Source organism: Corynebacterium tuberculostearicum, assembly GCF_046097465.1.
In the GTDB taxonomy this organism is placed as follows: Bacteria; Actinomycetota; Actinomycetes; order Mycobacteriales; family Mycobacteriaceae; genus Corynebacterium; species Corynebacterium tuberculostearicum_I.
The window spans coordinates 2,216,753-2,230,831 of sequence record NZ_CP175799.1 but is presented as its reverse complement, the minus strand read 5'-3'; the positions used below and the strand labels follow the sequence as shown (position 1 = coordinate 2,230,831).

General features: G+C 59.0%; 12 protein-coding genes and 4 tRNA genes. 12 read left to right on the top strand and 4 right to left on the bottom strand.

All coding sequences use genetic code 11. The features are described from left to right. Nucleotides 1-53: 53 nt before the first annotated feature. Nucleotides 54-1,079 carry a diacylglycerol/lipid kinase family protein gene (locus ACKFRX_RS10560; protein WP_408920052.1) on the top strand — a complete coding sequence of 342 codons (1,026 nt, stop codon included), beginning with the start codon at nt 54-56 and terminating at the stop codon, nt 1,077-1,079. On the opposite strand, the gene ACKFRX_RS10555 is transcribed toward ACKFRX_RS10560, so the two are convergent. Continuing rightward, nucleotides 1,063-1,890 (bottom strand): DUF2993 domain-containing protein, encoded by an 828-nt coding sequence (locus ACKFRX_RS10555; RefSeq protein WP_408927804.1) that lies wholly within the window; start codon nt 1,888-1,890, stop codon nt 1,063-1,065. The genes ACKFRX_RS10560 and ACKFRX_RS10555 overlap by 17 nt on opposite strands. 33 nt (nt 1,891-1,923) lie before the next feature. Here ACKFRX_RS10555 and mshD point away from each other — a divergent pair, with 33 nt between their 5' ends. The 5 genes from mshD (at nt 1,924) to pstB (ending at nt 7,082) form a co-directional block, all read left to right on the top strand. Next, complete coding sequence (gene mshD / locus ACKFRX_RS10550; protein ID WP_408919622.1) at nt 1,924-2,841, top strand: mycothiol synthase; 918 nt, start codon at nt 1,924-1,926, stop codon at nt 2,839-2,841. A gap of 214 nt (nt 2,842-3,055) precedes the next feature. Beyond that, the gene (pstS, locus tag ACKFRX_RS10545) at nt 3,056-4,159 is read left to right on the top strand and encodes a phosphate ABC transporter substrate-binding protein PstS (RefSeq protein ID WP_179386949.1); all 1,104 of its coding nucleotides are present in this window, start codon (nt 3,056-3,058) and stop codon (nt 4,157-4,159) included. 122 nt (nt 4,160-4,281) lie between these two features. Then, nucleotides 4,282-5,328: a phosphate ABC transporter permease subunit PstC gene (gene pstC / locus ACKFRX_RS10540; protein ID WP_049378494.1), complete on the top strand. Its 1,047-nt coding sequence runs from the start codon at nt 4,282-4,284 to the stop codon at nt 5,326-5,328. Between the two features lie 14 nt (nt 5,329-5,342). Next, complete coding sequence (gene pstA, locus ACKFRX_RS10535; protein WP_179386948.1) at nt 5,343-6,257, top strand: phosphate ABC transporter permease PstA; 915 nt, start codon at nt 5,343-5,345, stop codon at nt 6,255-6,257. A 51-nt stretch (nt 6,258-6,308) separates the two neighbouring features. Continuing rightward, entirely contained in the window at nt 6,309-7,082 is a 774-nt protein-coding gene (gene pstB / locus ACKFRX_RS10530; RefSeq protein ID WP_005330048.1) for a phosphate ABC transporter ATP-binding protein PstB, read from the top strand. A gap of 77 nt (nt 7,083-7,159) precedes the next feature. Here the strand turns inward: pstB and phoU are convergent, their stop codons facing one another. Both phoU and dusB read right to left on the bottom strand, forming a co-directional pair. Continuing rightward, nucleotides 7,160-7,888 carry a phosphate signaling complex protein PhoU gene (gene phoU, locus ACKFRX_RS10525; RefSeq protein WP_408927803.1) on the bottom strand — a complete coding sequence of 243 codons (729 nt, stop codon included), beginning with the start codon at nt 7,886-7,888 and terminating at the stop codon, nt 7,160-7,162. Nucleotides 7,889-7,989: 101 nt separating this feature from the next. Then, the gene (dusB, locus tag ACKFRX_RS10520) at nt 7,990-9,135 is read right to left on the bottom strand and encodes a tRNA dihydrouridine synthase DusB (protein WP_408927802.1); all 1,146 of its coding nucleotides are present in this window, start codon (nt 9,133-9,135) and stop codon (nt 7,990-7,992) included. A gap of 191 nt (nt 9,136-9,326) precedes the next feature. Here dusB and ACKFRX_RS10515 point away from each other — a divergent pair, with 191 nt between their 5' ends. Next, nucleotides 9,327-10,829 carry an acetyl-CoA hydrolase/transferase family protein gene (locus tag ACKFRX_RS10515; RefSeq protein ID WP_408927801.1) on the top strand — a complete coding sequence of 501 codons (1,503 nt, stop codon included), beginning with the start codon at nt 9,327-9,329 and terminating at the stop codon, nt 10,827-10,829. Between the two features lie 108 nt (nt 10,830-10,937). Continuing rightward, nucleotides 10,938-11,010, top strand: a tRNA-Lys gene (locus tag ACKFRX_RS10510). 30 nt (nt 11,011-11,040) lie between these two features. Here ACKFRX_RS10510 and ACKFRX_RS10505 read toward each other — a convergent pair. Beyond that, nucleotides 11,041-11,373 carry a metal-sensitive transcriptional regulator gene (locus tag ACKFRX_RS10505; protein WP_408927800.1) on the bottom strand — a complete coding sequence of 111 codons (333 nt, stop codon included), beginning with the start codon at nt 11,371-11,373 and terminating at the stop codon, nt 11,041-11,043. A gap of 82 nt (nt 11,374-11,455) precedes the next feature. On the opposite strand from ACKFRX_RS10505, the gene ACKFRX_RS10500 reads away from it, so the two are divergent. From ACKFRX_RS10500 to ACKFRX_RS10485, 4 genes are all read left to right on the top strand, one after another. Continuing rightward, nucleotides 11,456-11,528 (top strand) — tRNA-Glu (locus ACKFRX_RS10500). 50 nt (nt 11,529-11,578) lie between these two features. Then, nucleotides 11,579-11,652: transfer RNA gene (locus ACKFRX_RS10495), tRNA-Asp, on the top strand. 321 nt (nt 11,653-11,973) lie between these two features. Continuing rightward, nucleotides 11,974-13,860, top strand: coding sequence for a vWA domain-containing protein (locus tag ACKFRX_RS10490; protein WP_408927799.1), 1,887 nt, complete (start codon nt 11,974-11,976; stop codon nt 13,858-13,860). Nucleotides 13,861-13,986: 126 nt separating this feature from the next. Then, a tRNA-Asp gene (locus ACKFRX_RS10485) sits at nt 13,987-14,060 on the top strand. Nucleotides 14,061-14,079 lie beyond the last annotated feature (19 nt).

Genomic DNA, 14,079 nt, shown 5'->3' with positions numbered 1-14,079 from the left:
TAGTCGTGCACCCGCCTTTTTAACTACTAGACTTGGACCTCGTGCACGCATTGATGATCTCGAATCCAAACTCGACCTCACAAACTAACGCCCTCTTCCGCCAAATCGTTCCCTGCCTACAAGCGGTAGAGGGCCTGCACCTCAAGGTGAAATTTACGCATTACTCTGGCCACGCCGAAGAGATGGTCAAGGGAATGACCAGGGATGACTACGATGTCATCATTGCTGTGGGCGGAGATGGAACCGTTAACGAGGTAGTCAACGGACTCCTCGGCCCGGCGGATGAGCAGCGCCCCGATCCGCAGTCCATCCCGGCGCTGGCCGTCATTCCTACCGGCTCCGCCAATGTCTTTGTGCGCGCTCTAGGGTTCCCCAACACCCCAATGGAGGCCACCCATGTGCTGGCTCGCATGCTCGACCGGGATCTGCGCCGCACCATCTACCTAGGAACGTGGAACGAGCGGTGGTTTGCCGTCAATGCCGGCTTCGGTTTGGACGCGGATGTCCTGGCCCGCGTGGATCGCGCTCGTGAGCAGGGATTTTCGGCAACTCCGCTGCGCTACCTCAACGTCGCCATTCGGGCCTGGAGCCGTGCGCGGAAGAACCCACCGCATATCGCAGTAACGGCCGAATCCAGCAGCGGCGAGCAGCTGCGCAAGGACGATGTGCCACTGCTGTTTACCTCCAATACCAACCCGTGGACCTTCCTAGGCCCGCTGCCGGTAGTAACTAATCCGCGCAATTCCTTTGACGAGGGCCTTGCCCTCTTTGGGCTGGAGGAATTTAGCGGGCTCGGTGGCGTCGTCGGCCTGCTGCACCTCTTCGGTGCCGATAAGCGCGGATGGCTCAATAAGCTCACCAAAGAAAAGACGGTGGCCTTCGACGACGCCATGCGGGTAGAGCTAGTCTGCCGCGAACCGCAGCGCTTCCAAGCCGACGGAGAATCAGAGGGACGCTTTGACGCGGTTACCTTGGCCTCTGTGAAGGATGCCATCGAGGTATTCGCCCCGCAGGATAGGCGGGAGGCCCATCAGCGCACGATGAAGGAAGTTCTCCGGGACTTTATTCGCCTGCGCTAGTCTGCGGCGCGGGGCCGACCCGGTGCTTGGTATCGGCGGCCTTCTTTTCCGCCTCTTCCACGGCCTTTTGCTCCGAGCCTTCAATCTCTAGCGGGGAGAGCTGGGCCAGCTGCACCTTGATATTGCGGCGCTGTACCTCGAAGGAAATGGTTCCTCCCTGCATCTTTACCGCGGTCGCTTGCGCCGGAAGCGGCAGCTGGCGGGTGTCGAAGTTGAGGGAAAAGGCCTTTTGTAGGCGCTCATCGTCCGTGTCATAGACCTGCATGCGAAACTCCGGACCAACCAGGCGGAGGGTGACCTTGGCGGTGGACTTGTGGGCGTCGCCAGGCAGGGTGCCCGTTAGCTCTGCTTCTGCAGAGGTGCCACCGGAGGGGGAAATATCGTCCGGGTTAGCAATCGAGAGATTGGTAATTCCCAACAGGCGGCCCAGGGCCACACCATCCAAGGAAATGCCGCGCGAGTAGGTGGAAACCGGCGCGCCCTCAATATCTCCGTTCATGACCTGCTCTGGGGTGACGGTGATATCGCGCAGTACGGTCGAAGCGTTGACCATGCCCAGCTTGGGCACCTCCACGTCCAGCGCCTTGACCTCGAGATAAGGGATTTCCTTCGAAGCCGCCGCCCACACGTAGGGGGTGCCGCCGATGAAGACATCCGGCGTATTATCCAGCCGCGAATTGGCTTTCACGGCTTGAGCCACCTTGTGTTCCGTGTGCATAGCCACGCAGGCATCCGCCACCCAGGCCGCAATCAGCACGCACACCACGAGGAGGACGTGCACGATGCGCCGGTCAATCTTTAGAACACTCACCCTTTCATTCTTACCCTACGTATTCTGGGGCCTATGACTAGCAATGCCTTTAAGATTACGGAAGAAAAACTGCCGGACGCCCCGGAGCTGGCTCGCCGCGTAAAAGCGCTGGCTGAGCAGGCCGAACGCCAGGATGGGATGGCGCCGCTGTCGGAGCAATTCCTCAACGGTCTTAGCGATTCCCGCTTGCAGCACCGCCACCTGGTGGCCTGGGCAGGGGAGGAGCCATGCGGCGTAGCCAGTCTGGAGGGCTCTACCGCCGAGCTATTCATTGCCCCTGACTTCCGTGGGCAGGGCTATGGTGCCGCGCTTTACGACGCCGCCGCTAAGACCCCCAACCTGCAAGCTTGGGCCCACGGAAACCTGCCGGCGGCACAGGCGCTGGCGCACTCCCGCGATCTGCAGGTCACCCGCAAGCTGGTGGTCATGGGTATCGGGGGAGAAGAGCTCGCAGCAGCTGCGCGCCCCGAAGGCTTGCCACTGACCGCCCTGAATTACACCGAAGCGGTGGATAAGTGGGGCACGGATTTTGTGGAAGAGCAGTGGCTCAAGGTAAATAACGAGGCCTTTTCCTGGCATCCCGAACAAGGCGGCTGGGATCTTGATCGCCTGCACCGCGGCATGGAGGCGGACTGGTTCGATCCCGCTGACCTGCTTTTCCTATGGGATATGGCAGATGAGCCGGCGCTGGCCGGCTTCCACTGGACCAAGTGGCATGCGGAGGAAACTCCGGGCTTCGGTGAGGTCTACGTGGTGGGCTTGGCGGAAGATTACCGCGGCAAGAAGTTGGGAGGTCCGCTGCTGCAAATCGGCCTGCGCCGCATGGTGGAAAAGGGAGCTCAGCGGGTAATTCTTTATGTAGAAGCGGATAATGATCCGGCGCTGAAGGCGTATGAGCGCCTAGGCTTTGAAGTCGATGAAGAGCACGTCGTATGGGGCGTGTGTGACTAACGTCATGGGGTGCACGACGTTTGTTCACCCAGTGTTCACCTCTTGGCACCCTTTTGGTCAGATCCTGCGGATAGCTTTACACCCTGTGAGTTAACCGCACCTGTGCGCCTGCATCTCGCCCCAGAAGGCGGAGCGGGATGCAGGAAGTATCTCTCTAGGAGATGCGGTTTCCTCGGACAATCAATCTCTGATCTGCACCGGAAAGGGTTTTCCCGTGATTCGCAACTTCAAGCGCACTGCCGCAATCTTCGGCATCGTAGCCGCAACCTCCACCGCTCTCGTAGCTTGCTCTGAGGAGTCTGGCTCCTCCTCCGATTCCGCTGGCGGCGAGGACGTCTCCGGCGAGCTCGTCGGTGACGGCGCATCCTCCCAGCAGAACGCAATGTCCTACTTCCAGACCGCGTTCTCCGAGGATCACCCAGACGCTTCCCTGTCCTACAACGCTTCCGGTTCCGGCGCCGGCGTTGAGGCCTTCACCAATGGCCAGGCTGACTTCGCTGGTTCTGACTCCGCTCTGAAGGAAGACGAGGGTGAGGTCGAGGCTGCTGCTAAGCGTTGCGATGGCAACGAGGCATGGCACCTGCCAACCACCATCGGTCCGGTTGCAATCGCCTACAACCTGGGTGACACCGAGATTAACCTCTCCACCAAGACCCTGGGCAAGATCTTCAAGGGCGAAATCAAGAAGTGGAACGACAAGGCCATCGCTGCTGATAACGAGGGCACTGACCTGCCGGACAAGGACATCACCGTCATCTTCCGTTCTGACGAGTCCGGTACCTCCGCAAACTTCCAGAAGTTCCTGAAGGCCGCTACCGGTGACTGGGACTCCGAGGGCAAGCAGTTCCCAGACTCTGTTGGTGAGGGTGCTAACGGCTCCTCCGGCGTTGCTGACCAGGTTGCAAGCATCGATGGTGCTATCACCTACGTCGAGGCTGGCTTCGCAGACCAGAAGGAAGGCGAGGGCGTCAAGAAGGCCAAGATCGACTTCGGCCACGGCCCGGTTGAGCTGTCCACCGAGTCCGTCAACAAGGCTCTGGAGAACCTGGAGTTCAAGAAGACCGACTCCGAGCACAACATGGTTGTTGACTCCGAGGCACTGTTCTCCTCCGACAACGAGGGTGCATACCCGCTCATTCTGACCACCTACAACATCGTCTGCTCCAAGGGCTACGATGAGGAGACCTCCAAGCTGGTCAAGTCCTTCTTCACCACCGTCCTGGATCACCAGGATGACCAGCTGGCTGAGCAGGGATTCATCCCGGTTGAGGGTGCACACCTGGACAAGCTGAAGGCTGCTGTTGACGCTCTGCAGTAAGCGCTAAAGCTGCAATAGCTTAATACCTCCCCGCCCCCACTGCCGCACACGATTCGCGCTTTGGGGGCGCAGGTATGTAACGATATTTTCCATTTTTAACGCTGAAAAGGATTAACAGTCTCATGGCAGACAATAATCTCACCACGGCTCCAGAGCAGACGGATGCAAACGCCACCTCTGCCGAGCGAGTCTCCAACAGCGGACACGACGAGGTAGCTACCACCAGCTCCAATAGCGGCGTTAAGCGCCCAGGCGACCGTGTCTTTGAATTCCTGTCCACTGCTTCGGCAACCCTCATCACCGTTATGATTGCCGCCATTGCCGCCTTCCTGCTGTGGCGTGCGGTTCCCGCCCTAGGCGTTAACGACGGCGGCATCATGGGCTTCTTCACCTATGGCGGACGATGGGAGACCACCGATACCTCCGCGATGAAGTTCGGTATCCCGACCATGTTCGGTACCACCGTTCTCATCTCCGTCTTCGCCCTTCTGCTGGCTATGCCGGTGGCCTTAGCCATCGCCATCTTCCTGTCCAACTACGCGCCTGCCCGCTTGGTTAAGCCGCTCGGCTTCCTCGTGGACATGCTCGCTGCAGTTCCGTCCATCGTCTACGGCCTGTGGGGTTGGCAGGTTCTTGGCCCGGCACTGTCCGGTTTCTACTCCTGGATGGAATCCTGGGCGGGTGGCTTCTTCCTGTTCCACGTCTTCGATAACTCGCCGTCGTTTGCAACCGGCCGCAACCTGTTTACCGGTGGCATCGTGCTTGCCGTGATGATTCTGCCGATCATCGCTGCTACCGCGCGCGAAGTCTTCGTGCAGACCCCTCCGGGCCAGGTGGAATCCGCCCTGGCTCTGGGCGCTACCCGCTGGGAAGTTATCCGCATGACCGTTCTGCCATTCGGTATGTCCGGCTACATCGCCGGCTCCATGCTCGGCCTGGGCCGTGCACTGGGTGAGACCATGGCGCTGTACATGGTTGTCTCCCCGCTGATTGACTTCCGCTTCTCGCTTTTCGACGGCGGCACGACCTTCGCCACGGCCATCGCCCTGGCATCTGCCGAGTTCGGTAACGAGATGCGCGCTGGTGCCTACATCGCCGCCGGCCTCATGCTGTTCTTGCTGACCTTCGTGGTCAACGCAATTGCCCGCGCCATCGTGAAGAATAAGTAAGGAGGGGAGGATCAATGACTACGACTACTAATGCCAAGCCTGCCTCCCAAGGCGGCGCGACCTTCCTGGATATCTCCGGCTCCCGCAAGATGACCAATAACATCGCCACCGCGGTGGTCTGGGGCGCAATGATTCTGGCCATGATTCCGCTGGTGTGGGTTCTGTGGGAACTCATCGCCCGCGGCAGTGGCGTCATCCTCAACCCTGAGTGGTGGACCGCCTCCCAGCGCGGCATCATGAATAGCTCTGCCGGCGGCGGTGCCGCTCACGCCATCGTTGGTACCTTCGTCCAGACCATTCTGGCCTCCATTATCTCTATCCCGATCGGTATCTTTACCGCCATCTACTTGGTGGAGTACTCCAAGGGCGGCTGGCTCGGCCGCATCACCACCTTCATGGTGGACATCCTGTCCGGTGTGCCTTCCATCGTTGCGGCCCTGTTCATCTTCGCCATGTGGATCACCCTGTTCGGCTTCGGCCGCTCCGGCTTCGCCGTGGCGCTGTCCCTGGTGCTGCTGATGATTCCGATTGTGGTGCGCAATACCGAAGAGATGCTGCGCGTGGTCCCCATGGACCTGCGTGAAGCGTCCTACGCACTCGGCGTTCCGAAGTGGAAGACCATCGCTCGCATCGTTCTGCCTACCGCACTGTCCGGCATCGTCACCGGTATCATGCTGGCGATTGCCCGCGTGATGGGTGAGTCCTCGCCGGTGCTGGTCTTGGTTGGTTCCTCTTCCGTCATCAATTGGGACGCCTTCAAGGGCTCGCAGTCCTCGCTCCCGCTGATGATGCTGGATATGTACAAGGCCGGCGCACAGCCCGCCGTACTGGACAAGCTCTGGGGCGCAGCGTTGACGCTGGTTATCCTCATCGCCGTCCTCAATATTGCGGCCCGCATCGTTTCCGCGAAGTTCTCGGTTAAGAAGTAAACGCCGTACCACTCGATTCCGCCATACACTTGCTAGAGGAGAAACTCCCAAATGTCTAAGCTCGCGCTCAATGACGTGAACATTTATTACGGCGACTTCCACGCCGTGCAGAACGTGAATATGCAGATTCCAGCCCAGGCCGTGACCGCATTCATCGGCCCTTCCGGCTGTGGTAAGTCCACCGTGCTGCGCACCATCAACCGCATGCACGAGGTCATCCCCGGCGCCTCCGTGAAGGGCGAAATCCTGCTCGATGGCACCAATATTTACGGACCGAAGGTTGACCCGGTATCCGTACGCAACACCATCGGCATGGTCTTCCAGAAGGCTAACCCGTTCCCGACGATGTCCATCGAGGACAACGTGGTGGCAGGTCTGAAGCTGTCCGGTGAAAAGAACAAGAAGAAGCTCAAGGAAGTCGCGGAGAAGTCCCTGCGCGGCGCCAACCTGTGGGATGAGGTTAAGGACCGCCTGGATAAGCCAGGCGGCGGCCTCTCCGGTGGTCAGCAGCAGCGTCTGTGCATCGCCCGCGCTATCGCCGTGGAGCCAGAGGTATTGCTCATGGACGAGCCTTGTTCCGCACTGGACCCGATTTCCACCCTCGCCGTGGAGGACCTCATCCACGAGCTGAAGGAAAACTTCACCATCGTGATCGTGACCCACAACATGCAGCAGGCTGCCCGCGTATCCGATAAGACCGGCTTCTTCTCCCTGGAAGCAACCGGTAAGCCGGGCCACCTGGTGGAGTTCGATGACACCACCAAGATCTTTGAGAATCCTTCCCAGAAGGAGACCGAGGATTACATCTCTGGCCGCTTCGGCTAAAGAGTAAGAGAGATTGTCCGAGAGAAGGGGGGCCGGTTCGAAAGAACCGGCCCCCCTTCTTTGGTGCTTAAATCCGTCTAACGGCGGAACTGACGCTCGAGATCTGCCATCCGTGCTTCAAATTCGGCGTCCTTCTTGTCCTCTTCTAGCTTCTTGGCATAGGCATTGGGCAAAAGACCCGTGGTCAGATAGATGATGTGGCCGGCCACGGAGACGCAGTGGTCCGCATAGCGCTCGTAGTAACGCGTAATTTGTGAGGTCTCAACTGCTTCACGCACGCTGCCTTCCCATTCGCGCTGAGTCAGGATGCGCAGAATATGGGAGTTGATATCATCCACCGCATCATCGTCGGCACGGAGGTTGACGGACAAATCCGCATCAGGGGTGACGAGGATATCGTGCAGGACCGACCCCATTTCTTCAGTGAGACGGTACATTTCCTCGAAGTAGCCGATGTAATTCGCCGGTACCACGGCGTCAGGGTGGCGGCGGCGCGCGGAGTCCGCGATGTGCTGGGAAAGCCGGCCCATCCGGTAGAGATCCTCCACGATATAGATGGAGGAGACAACCTGGCGGAGATCCTGAGCCATGGGGTTTTCCAGGGCCAAGAGTTTTACAGCACGCTCAGAGCACCGAGCGCGGATCTCATCTAGCTCCTCAGCCATGGTGAGGGCATCTTCCGCGGAGTCCAAGGCGCCTTGCAGCAGCGCCAAGGAGGCCTTATCCATGATGTCGCGTACGGTATCGCACATCACGATGAGGTCGTGGGAGAAATTGTCTAGGTGTTCCCTGTAAGCGGCACGCATGCCAAAGATAATAGCGAAAAATTTCGACGCTTGCGCAACTTAAGTGGAGCATAAATGCAGGTTTCCTGAGTGCCCCTAGCTGCTCTTATACCTTTGTTAGGTTATCCGCCGGAGTTCATAATGTCAGCGGCTACCGGAACGCAGTCGTCTTCTGGATCGTCGAGCCAACCATCCGGCAAAGCCACCTTGGATGGGGAGCCCTGGCGGCCGCGGGCTCCGTCGGCGTCGGCAGCCAGGGCGTCGGACTCTGCCCAAGGTGCAAGGAGCTCACGCAAGGCATCGAGGGAATTGACCTGGGCTAAGCCCGCGCGGACCTGGCCACCAACCGGGAAACCACGCAGGTACCAACCGATGTGCTTGCGGATATCGCGGGAAGCATTGTCCTCACCATCGTGCTCGGCCAGCAGCTCCGCGTGGCGGAGGATTACCTGGGTGACCTCGCCCAGGGTGGGCTCTGCCGGGATGGATTCGCCGCGCAGTGCGGCGCCGAGCTCAGCAAAAAGCCACGGGCGGCCAAGGCAGCCGCGGCCTACCTGCACGCCGTCGCAGCCGGTTTGTTCCATCATGCGGCGGGCATCCTCGGCGCGGAAGATATCGCCATTGCCCAGCACTGGCACGCCGGTATCCGCCAGATGCTCTTTGAGGCGCGCGATTTCGTCCCATCGTGCTTCGCCAGAGTAGCGCTGAGCGGCGGTGCGGCCGTGCAGGGTAACGGCAGCGGCGCCGGACTCGACGGCGATGCGCCCGGCGTCGAGATGCGTATGGTGCTCGTCGTCAATGCCTACGCGCATTTTTACCGTGACCGGGATATTGGTGCCCTCTGTGGCCTTGACCGCGGCGGAGACGATATTGCCAAAGAGGCGTCGCTTATAAGGCAGCGCGGAACCGCCGCCGCGGCGGGTCACCTTGGGAACTGGGCAACCAAAGTTCATATCGATGTGGTCCGCCAGGTTTTCGTCGACGATCATCTTTGCGGCTTTGTAGGTATATTCCGGATCCACCGTATAGATCTGGAGGGAACGAGGATCTTCCTGTGGCGCAAAGGTGGTCATGTGCAGCGTCTTTTCATTGCGCTCCACCAAGGCGCGGGCGGTGACCATCTCGCAGACATAGAGGCCCGACACCGTGCCGGTGCGTTGCAGCTCCTGCTCGCGGCACAACGTGCGGAAGGCAACGTTGGTTACCCCCGCCATCGGGGCGAGGATGACGGGGGAGGGGAGATCGTAGTGTCCAATGCGCAAATTCACGCCCCAATTGTGCTAGTTAACGGGGGAAAATAGCAACTAGTGCCACAGTGGCGCCATTCCCTATTTTTGCTTTATGGGGTAAAGGTCACACAAAAGTGGTGGAAATCTTGCAAAGATTCGCTAATGTGGGCTGTGTAACTAATTAGAACGGCCGTTATTTTGGCTGGCCCCTTAATGAAGGAGGATTACCCTTGTCCGAGAGAATCGCGTACGCCCCATTCGAGAAGCTCGTAGTTTCCGCTGAAGAGGCTGCTCAGCACGTCAACCACGGTGACCGCGTGGGCATTTCCGGCTTCACCGGTGCTGGCTACCCCAAGGGTCTGCCCACCGCCATTGCAGAAAAGGCCAAGGCTCTCCATGAAAAGGGCGAGGAATTTAAGATCGACGTCTTCTCCGGCGCTTCCACTGCCCCGGACTGCGATGGCGTTCTGGCGGAAGCTGAGGCGATTCGCTTTCGCTCTCCTTATAACTCGGATCCCACTCTGCGTAAGCAGTTTAATGATGGCACCGCTCTCTACCAGGATATCCACCTGTCTCACTCGGGCCAGCAGGTAGAAGAGGGCTTCTACGGTGACTTCCAGGTAGCCATTATTGAGGCCGTGCGCATTACCGAAGAAGGCCACGTGGTGCCGTCCTCCGCAGTGGGCAATAACCTCGAGTTCATCGAGGCTGCGGATAAGATCATCATCGAGATCAATGAGTGGCAGTCCCTCAACCTCGAGGGCATGCACGATATCTACCGCATTGAAAAGCTGCCTAACCGCCAGCCAATCCCTATCACTAAGCCGGGCGACCGCATCGGTACCACCTACATGGAGGTGCCGGAGGACAAGGTTGTTGCAGTGGTAAAGACCGATGCCCCGGACCGCAACGCACCATTCAAGGAACCGGACGAGGTTTCCGAGAAGATCGCCGCCAACTTCATCGAGTTCCTCGAGGGGGAGGTCGCCGCTGGTCGTCTTGAGTATGACAAGTTCATCATGCAGTCCGGCGTGGGCAACGTCCCCAACGCCGTGATGGCCGGCCTGCTGGATTCCAAGTTTGAGAATATTCAGGCCTATACCGAGGTCATTCAGGACGGCATGCTCGATCTCATCGATGCGGGCAAGATGACCATGGCTTCCGCCACCTCCTTCGCGTTGTCCCCGGACTACGCGGAGAAGATGAATGAGGAGGCAGAGCGTTACCGCAAGCACATCATCCTCCGCCCACAGCAGGTCTCCAATCACCCGGAGGTCATCCGCCGCGTCGGCCTGATTTCCTCCAATGGCATGATTGAGGCCGATATTTACGGCAATATCAACTCCACCAACGTCTCCGGCTCCCGCATTATGAACGGCACCGGCGGCTCGGGTGACTTCACCCGCAACGCGTATATTTCCACCTTCGTCTCTCCGTCGGTGGCCAAGGATGGCGCAATTTCCGCGTTGGTTCCGTTTGTGTCCCACACGGACCACACCGAGCACGACACCATGGTCATCATTACCGAGTATGGCGTAGCCGACCTGCGTGGCCTGGCGCCGAAGGAACGCGTGGAGAAGGTCATCTCCGTGGCGCACCCGGATTACCGTCCGTTGCTCGAGGAGTACTTCAACCGTGCCAAGGAAAACAAGTTCCAGCACACCCCGCATGACCTGAAGACCGCCTTTGACTTCCAGGTCCGCTTCATGGAGAAGGGCGATATGCGCGGCTAATGTAGCCATTCCCCGGCAGGCGCTCAGCGGCGAGCTGGGCGCCTTTCGCTTGCCGACGCCCCCTAATTAGGACTTTGCAAATACCGCAAGCTAAAATGTAGCGACGTTGGGCCTTTAGCTCAGTTGGTAGAGCTACGGACTTTTAATCCGCAGGTCGTGGGTTCGATCCCCACAGGGCCCACAACTGGAGCCACCTTTTGGGTGGCTCCTTTTAGTTTTTCACCATCTTCTTAATGGCGCGCATCGCCTCTTCTAGCTTCTCGGTGGCTACCTCACCGTCCTCGGCGGCGGCACCAGCCACACAGTGCTCAATATGGTCTTCTAGGAGCGCCAGTGAGACATTCTCCAGCGCCGACTTCACCGCCGAAATCTGGGTAATGATGTCGATGCAATATTGGTCTTCCTCAACCATGCGGTGGATGCCGCGTGCCTGCCCCTCAATGCGCTTGAGTCGGGCAAGGTAGCGACCCTTGCTCTTAGAATCCGCGTTATATCCGTGCACGTGTGGCTCGTGGCAGGAGCACGTTTGATGCTGGTCAGGCATGGTTCTTAATCTTTCTGGGGGAGCGATTTTGTAACTAGGTGAGGTCTCCAGTATATTTCTAGAAGTCGCCTTAGCGCGACGGGCCCCCATCGTCTAGCGGCCTAGGACACTGCCCTTTCACGGCAGCGGCACGGGTTCGAATCCCGTTGGGGGTACGAAGCTCTTTCGCTTCATACCGGTCTTTTTTAAGGCCACAATTCAATATGGCCCTGTGGCGCAGTTGGTTAGCGCGCCGCCCTGTCACGGCGGAGGTCGCGGGTTCAAGTCCCGTCAGGGTCGCATTTTTGCGACGCACTCGGTCCTTGCTGGTTTTAAGTAAGGACCGAGTGTTTTCTTTTCTGCTCCAGGTGCGACCTTTAGACATCCCCGGTACGTTTGTGTATTGAATCACTCTTCTCTATACAAGGGCTAGGTTAGATGTCTACATCACATTTCTCGCCTCGCACGTGGGGCGCAGTTCTTTCAATAATTTTCCTCAGTTTGCTGGCGGTCCCGTTCGCAGCCGCGCAGTCCGCGGAATCGTCCACGACAGCTTCGTCTACAGCGCCGAGTTCAGACTTGGGACCGACGAGCGATAAACAGTCCAAGGTGGCGCTTGTTATGGACGCCTCGTTCTCCATGGCGGATCCAGAAAGCGAGGGCGGCCCATCGAAAATGCAGGCGGCCAAGGACGCGACGAACCAGCTCGTCGATAAGCTTCCGGACAGCGCCCTTGTCGGCGCCGTCGCGTATGGCTCCAAGGAGTCGAATGCGCCGGATAATAAAGATCGTGGTTGCCAGGATATTTCCGTACTGTCGCCGGTCGGGAGGATCGACAAGGCCGGGCTGAAAGACAGCTTTAATGCTTTGGAACCCAAGGGCTACACTCCCATCGGAAACTCGCTGAAGAAGGCCGCGGAACAGCTCAAGGCTGCCGGCGGCGAGGGCGACAACTCCATCGTGCTCGTCTCGGACGGCATCGACACCTGCGCGCCGCCGCCGGTGTGCGACGTGGCCAAGGAGCTTGCTGCTGACGGCGTGGGGCTCACGGTTCACACCATCGGATTCCAGGTTGACGAGAAGGCGCAGTCTGAGCTGGATTGCGTCGCTGAGGCAACGGGCGGCCAGTCGCTCGCTGCGGCGAATGCTGCTGAGCTTGCGCAGAACATGGAGTTCCTCACGCTGCGTTCTGTCAACATGTACGAGGCAAAGGGTACCCCGTTCGAGTTCGCCGATGATCCTGACAATGCCAAGTATCTCGGGGAGGGCACCTACCACACGAAGGTCCTGCCCCGTATGGGTAAGAACGAGGGCGAGGATCGCCCGTTCTACACCAAGCTTTCCGTGCCTGAGGGCTACAACGCGTATGTCACGGTCTTTGCTATCCCAGAGCAGAACGCGGAGGGTAAGAAAACCTCGGACTTCAGCTCCACGGTCGAGGCTGAAAACCCTGCGCCCAACTGTGAGGACTACGCAACCACGGTACAGTCGAGCCCACTCTCGACGCGCGGCGGCCGTTACAGGCCGCCCTATTCCGCCAGCGTGCTGGTGCAAAACGAAAAGCAGCCCGAGGACGAGGAAGATCGTTGTATCAAGATGGACGATTGGGACATCGTGACAACGCTGCACTTCTCTGACACGTCCAGCTCCGACCAGATCAACCAGGATGTCGAGCTCGACGTTGAGGTCAACGTGCAGTACGTCAAGGCTGGCGCGTTCGCTGGCGACGAAAAGAAGCCGTATGCGTCTCGTGAGCTCCCTGAGGTCGCGCAGATTGAGGAGGGCGCACCTGTGGCCGGCGGCGCTACCTTCGACTCCGCGGCAGCCGTGACGCCGGGGGAGACCTATAACGATGCCATCGTTGATGGCGAATATCGCTTCTATAAGTTTGATGTGCCCTACGGCAAGCGCCCGGTTGTGACTGTGCAGGGGCACAAGACGGTCGCGGAGCACGCGAGTTACGACTTGAATTGGGATTTTTATAACCCCACGCGTGCCAGCGTGCTCGCCGAAGGGGATATCTACGTGGGAAGCGAAGAAAAAGTGGAGCGCAGCGCCGGCGATTCCGCCGTGCAATGGGCCAACCGTACCGAGTACACTGAAGGACCCCTGACGCTCCCCGGCACGTATTATCTCGTCTTCGCAAAGAGCGTGAGTAGTAGCACGTTCGATTCTACGTCGGGCATGGACCAGGGCTACTCGTTCAAGGTGGAGCTCGACGGTGAGCCGATGGACGGTCCCGAGTTCAAGCCGAACTTTGAGCCAGGTGCCGAGCCTTCCGATACCCCCATCAACCTTGCGTCGGCCTCAGAAGACCTTGATAAGGCCAAGGATGCGCCCAAGGAAGGGGACAATGCGGAGAAGCAGTCCGCCGATGCCGATGTCGCACAGGCCGGTGAGGACTCTGCTGGTGGCAGTAACCTCAAGGGCATGCTCATCGGTTCTGGAGTCGTTCTCCTTATCGCGGTGGGCGTTGCGGGCGGATTCCTGCTCGCTCGCCGCAAATAGTACGTACGTCTAAGTTCTTCACCATGTCACCATCCTGGAAAGGGGTAGTGACATGGTGATTTGTTTGATTTTAGGATCGTTGTGTAGAGTAACTATCCGTGCCAGAGAGCACACATAATTTAAAATGGCCTTGTGGCGCAGTTGGTTAGCGCGCCGCCCTGTCACGGCGGAGGTCGCGGGTTCAAGTCCCGTCAAGGTCGCGGAAACCTTCGGGTTTCT

What these genes read in the sequence shown, in the direction of transcription:
- pstA (WP_179386948.1), top strand. Translation starts at nt 5,343, where the DNA reads ATGACTACGACTACTAATGCCAAGCCTGCCTCCCAAGGCGGCGCGACC.
- ACKFRX_RS10505 (WP_408927800.1), bottom strand. Translation starts at nt 11,373, where the DNA reads ATGCCTGACCAGCATCAAACGTGCTCCTGCCACGAGCCACACGTGCAC.
- ACKFRX_RS10560 (WP_408920052.1), top strand. Translation starts at nt 54, where the DNA reads ATGATCTCGAATCCAAACTCGACCTCACAAACTAACGCCCTCTTCCGC.
- mshD (WP_408919622.1), top strand. Translation starts at nt 1,924, where the DNA reads ATGACTAGCAATGCCTTTAAGATTACGGAAGAAAAACTGCCGGACGCC.
- pstC (WP_049378494.1), top strand. Translation starts at nt 4,282, where the DNA reads ATGGCAGACAATAATCTCACCACGGCTCCAGAGCAGACGGATGCAAAC.
- phoU (WP_408927803.1), bottom strand. Translation starts at nt 7,888, where the DNA reads ATGCGTGCCGCTTACAGGGAACACCTAGACAATTTCTCCCACGACCTC.
- pstB (WP_005330048.1), top strand. Translation starts at nt 6,309, where the DNA reads ATGTCTAAGCTCGCGCTCAATGACGTGAACATTTATTACGGCGACTTC.
- ACKFRX_RS10490 (WP_408927799.1), top strand. Translation starts at nt 11,974, where the DNA reads ATGGACGCCTCGTTCTCCATGGCGGATCCAGAAAGCGAGGGCGGCCCA.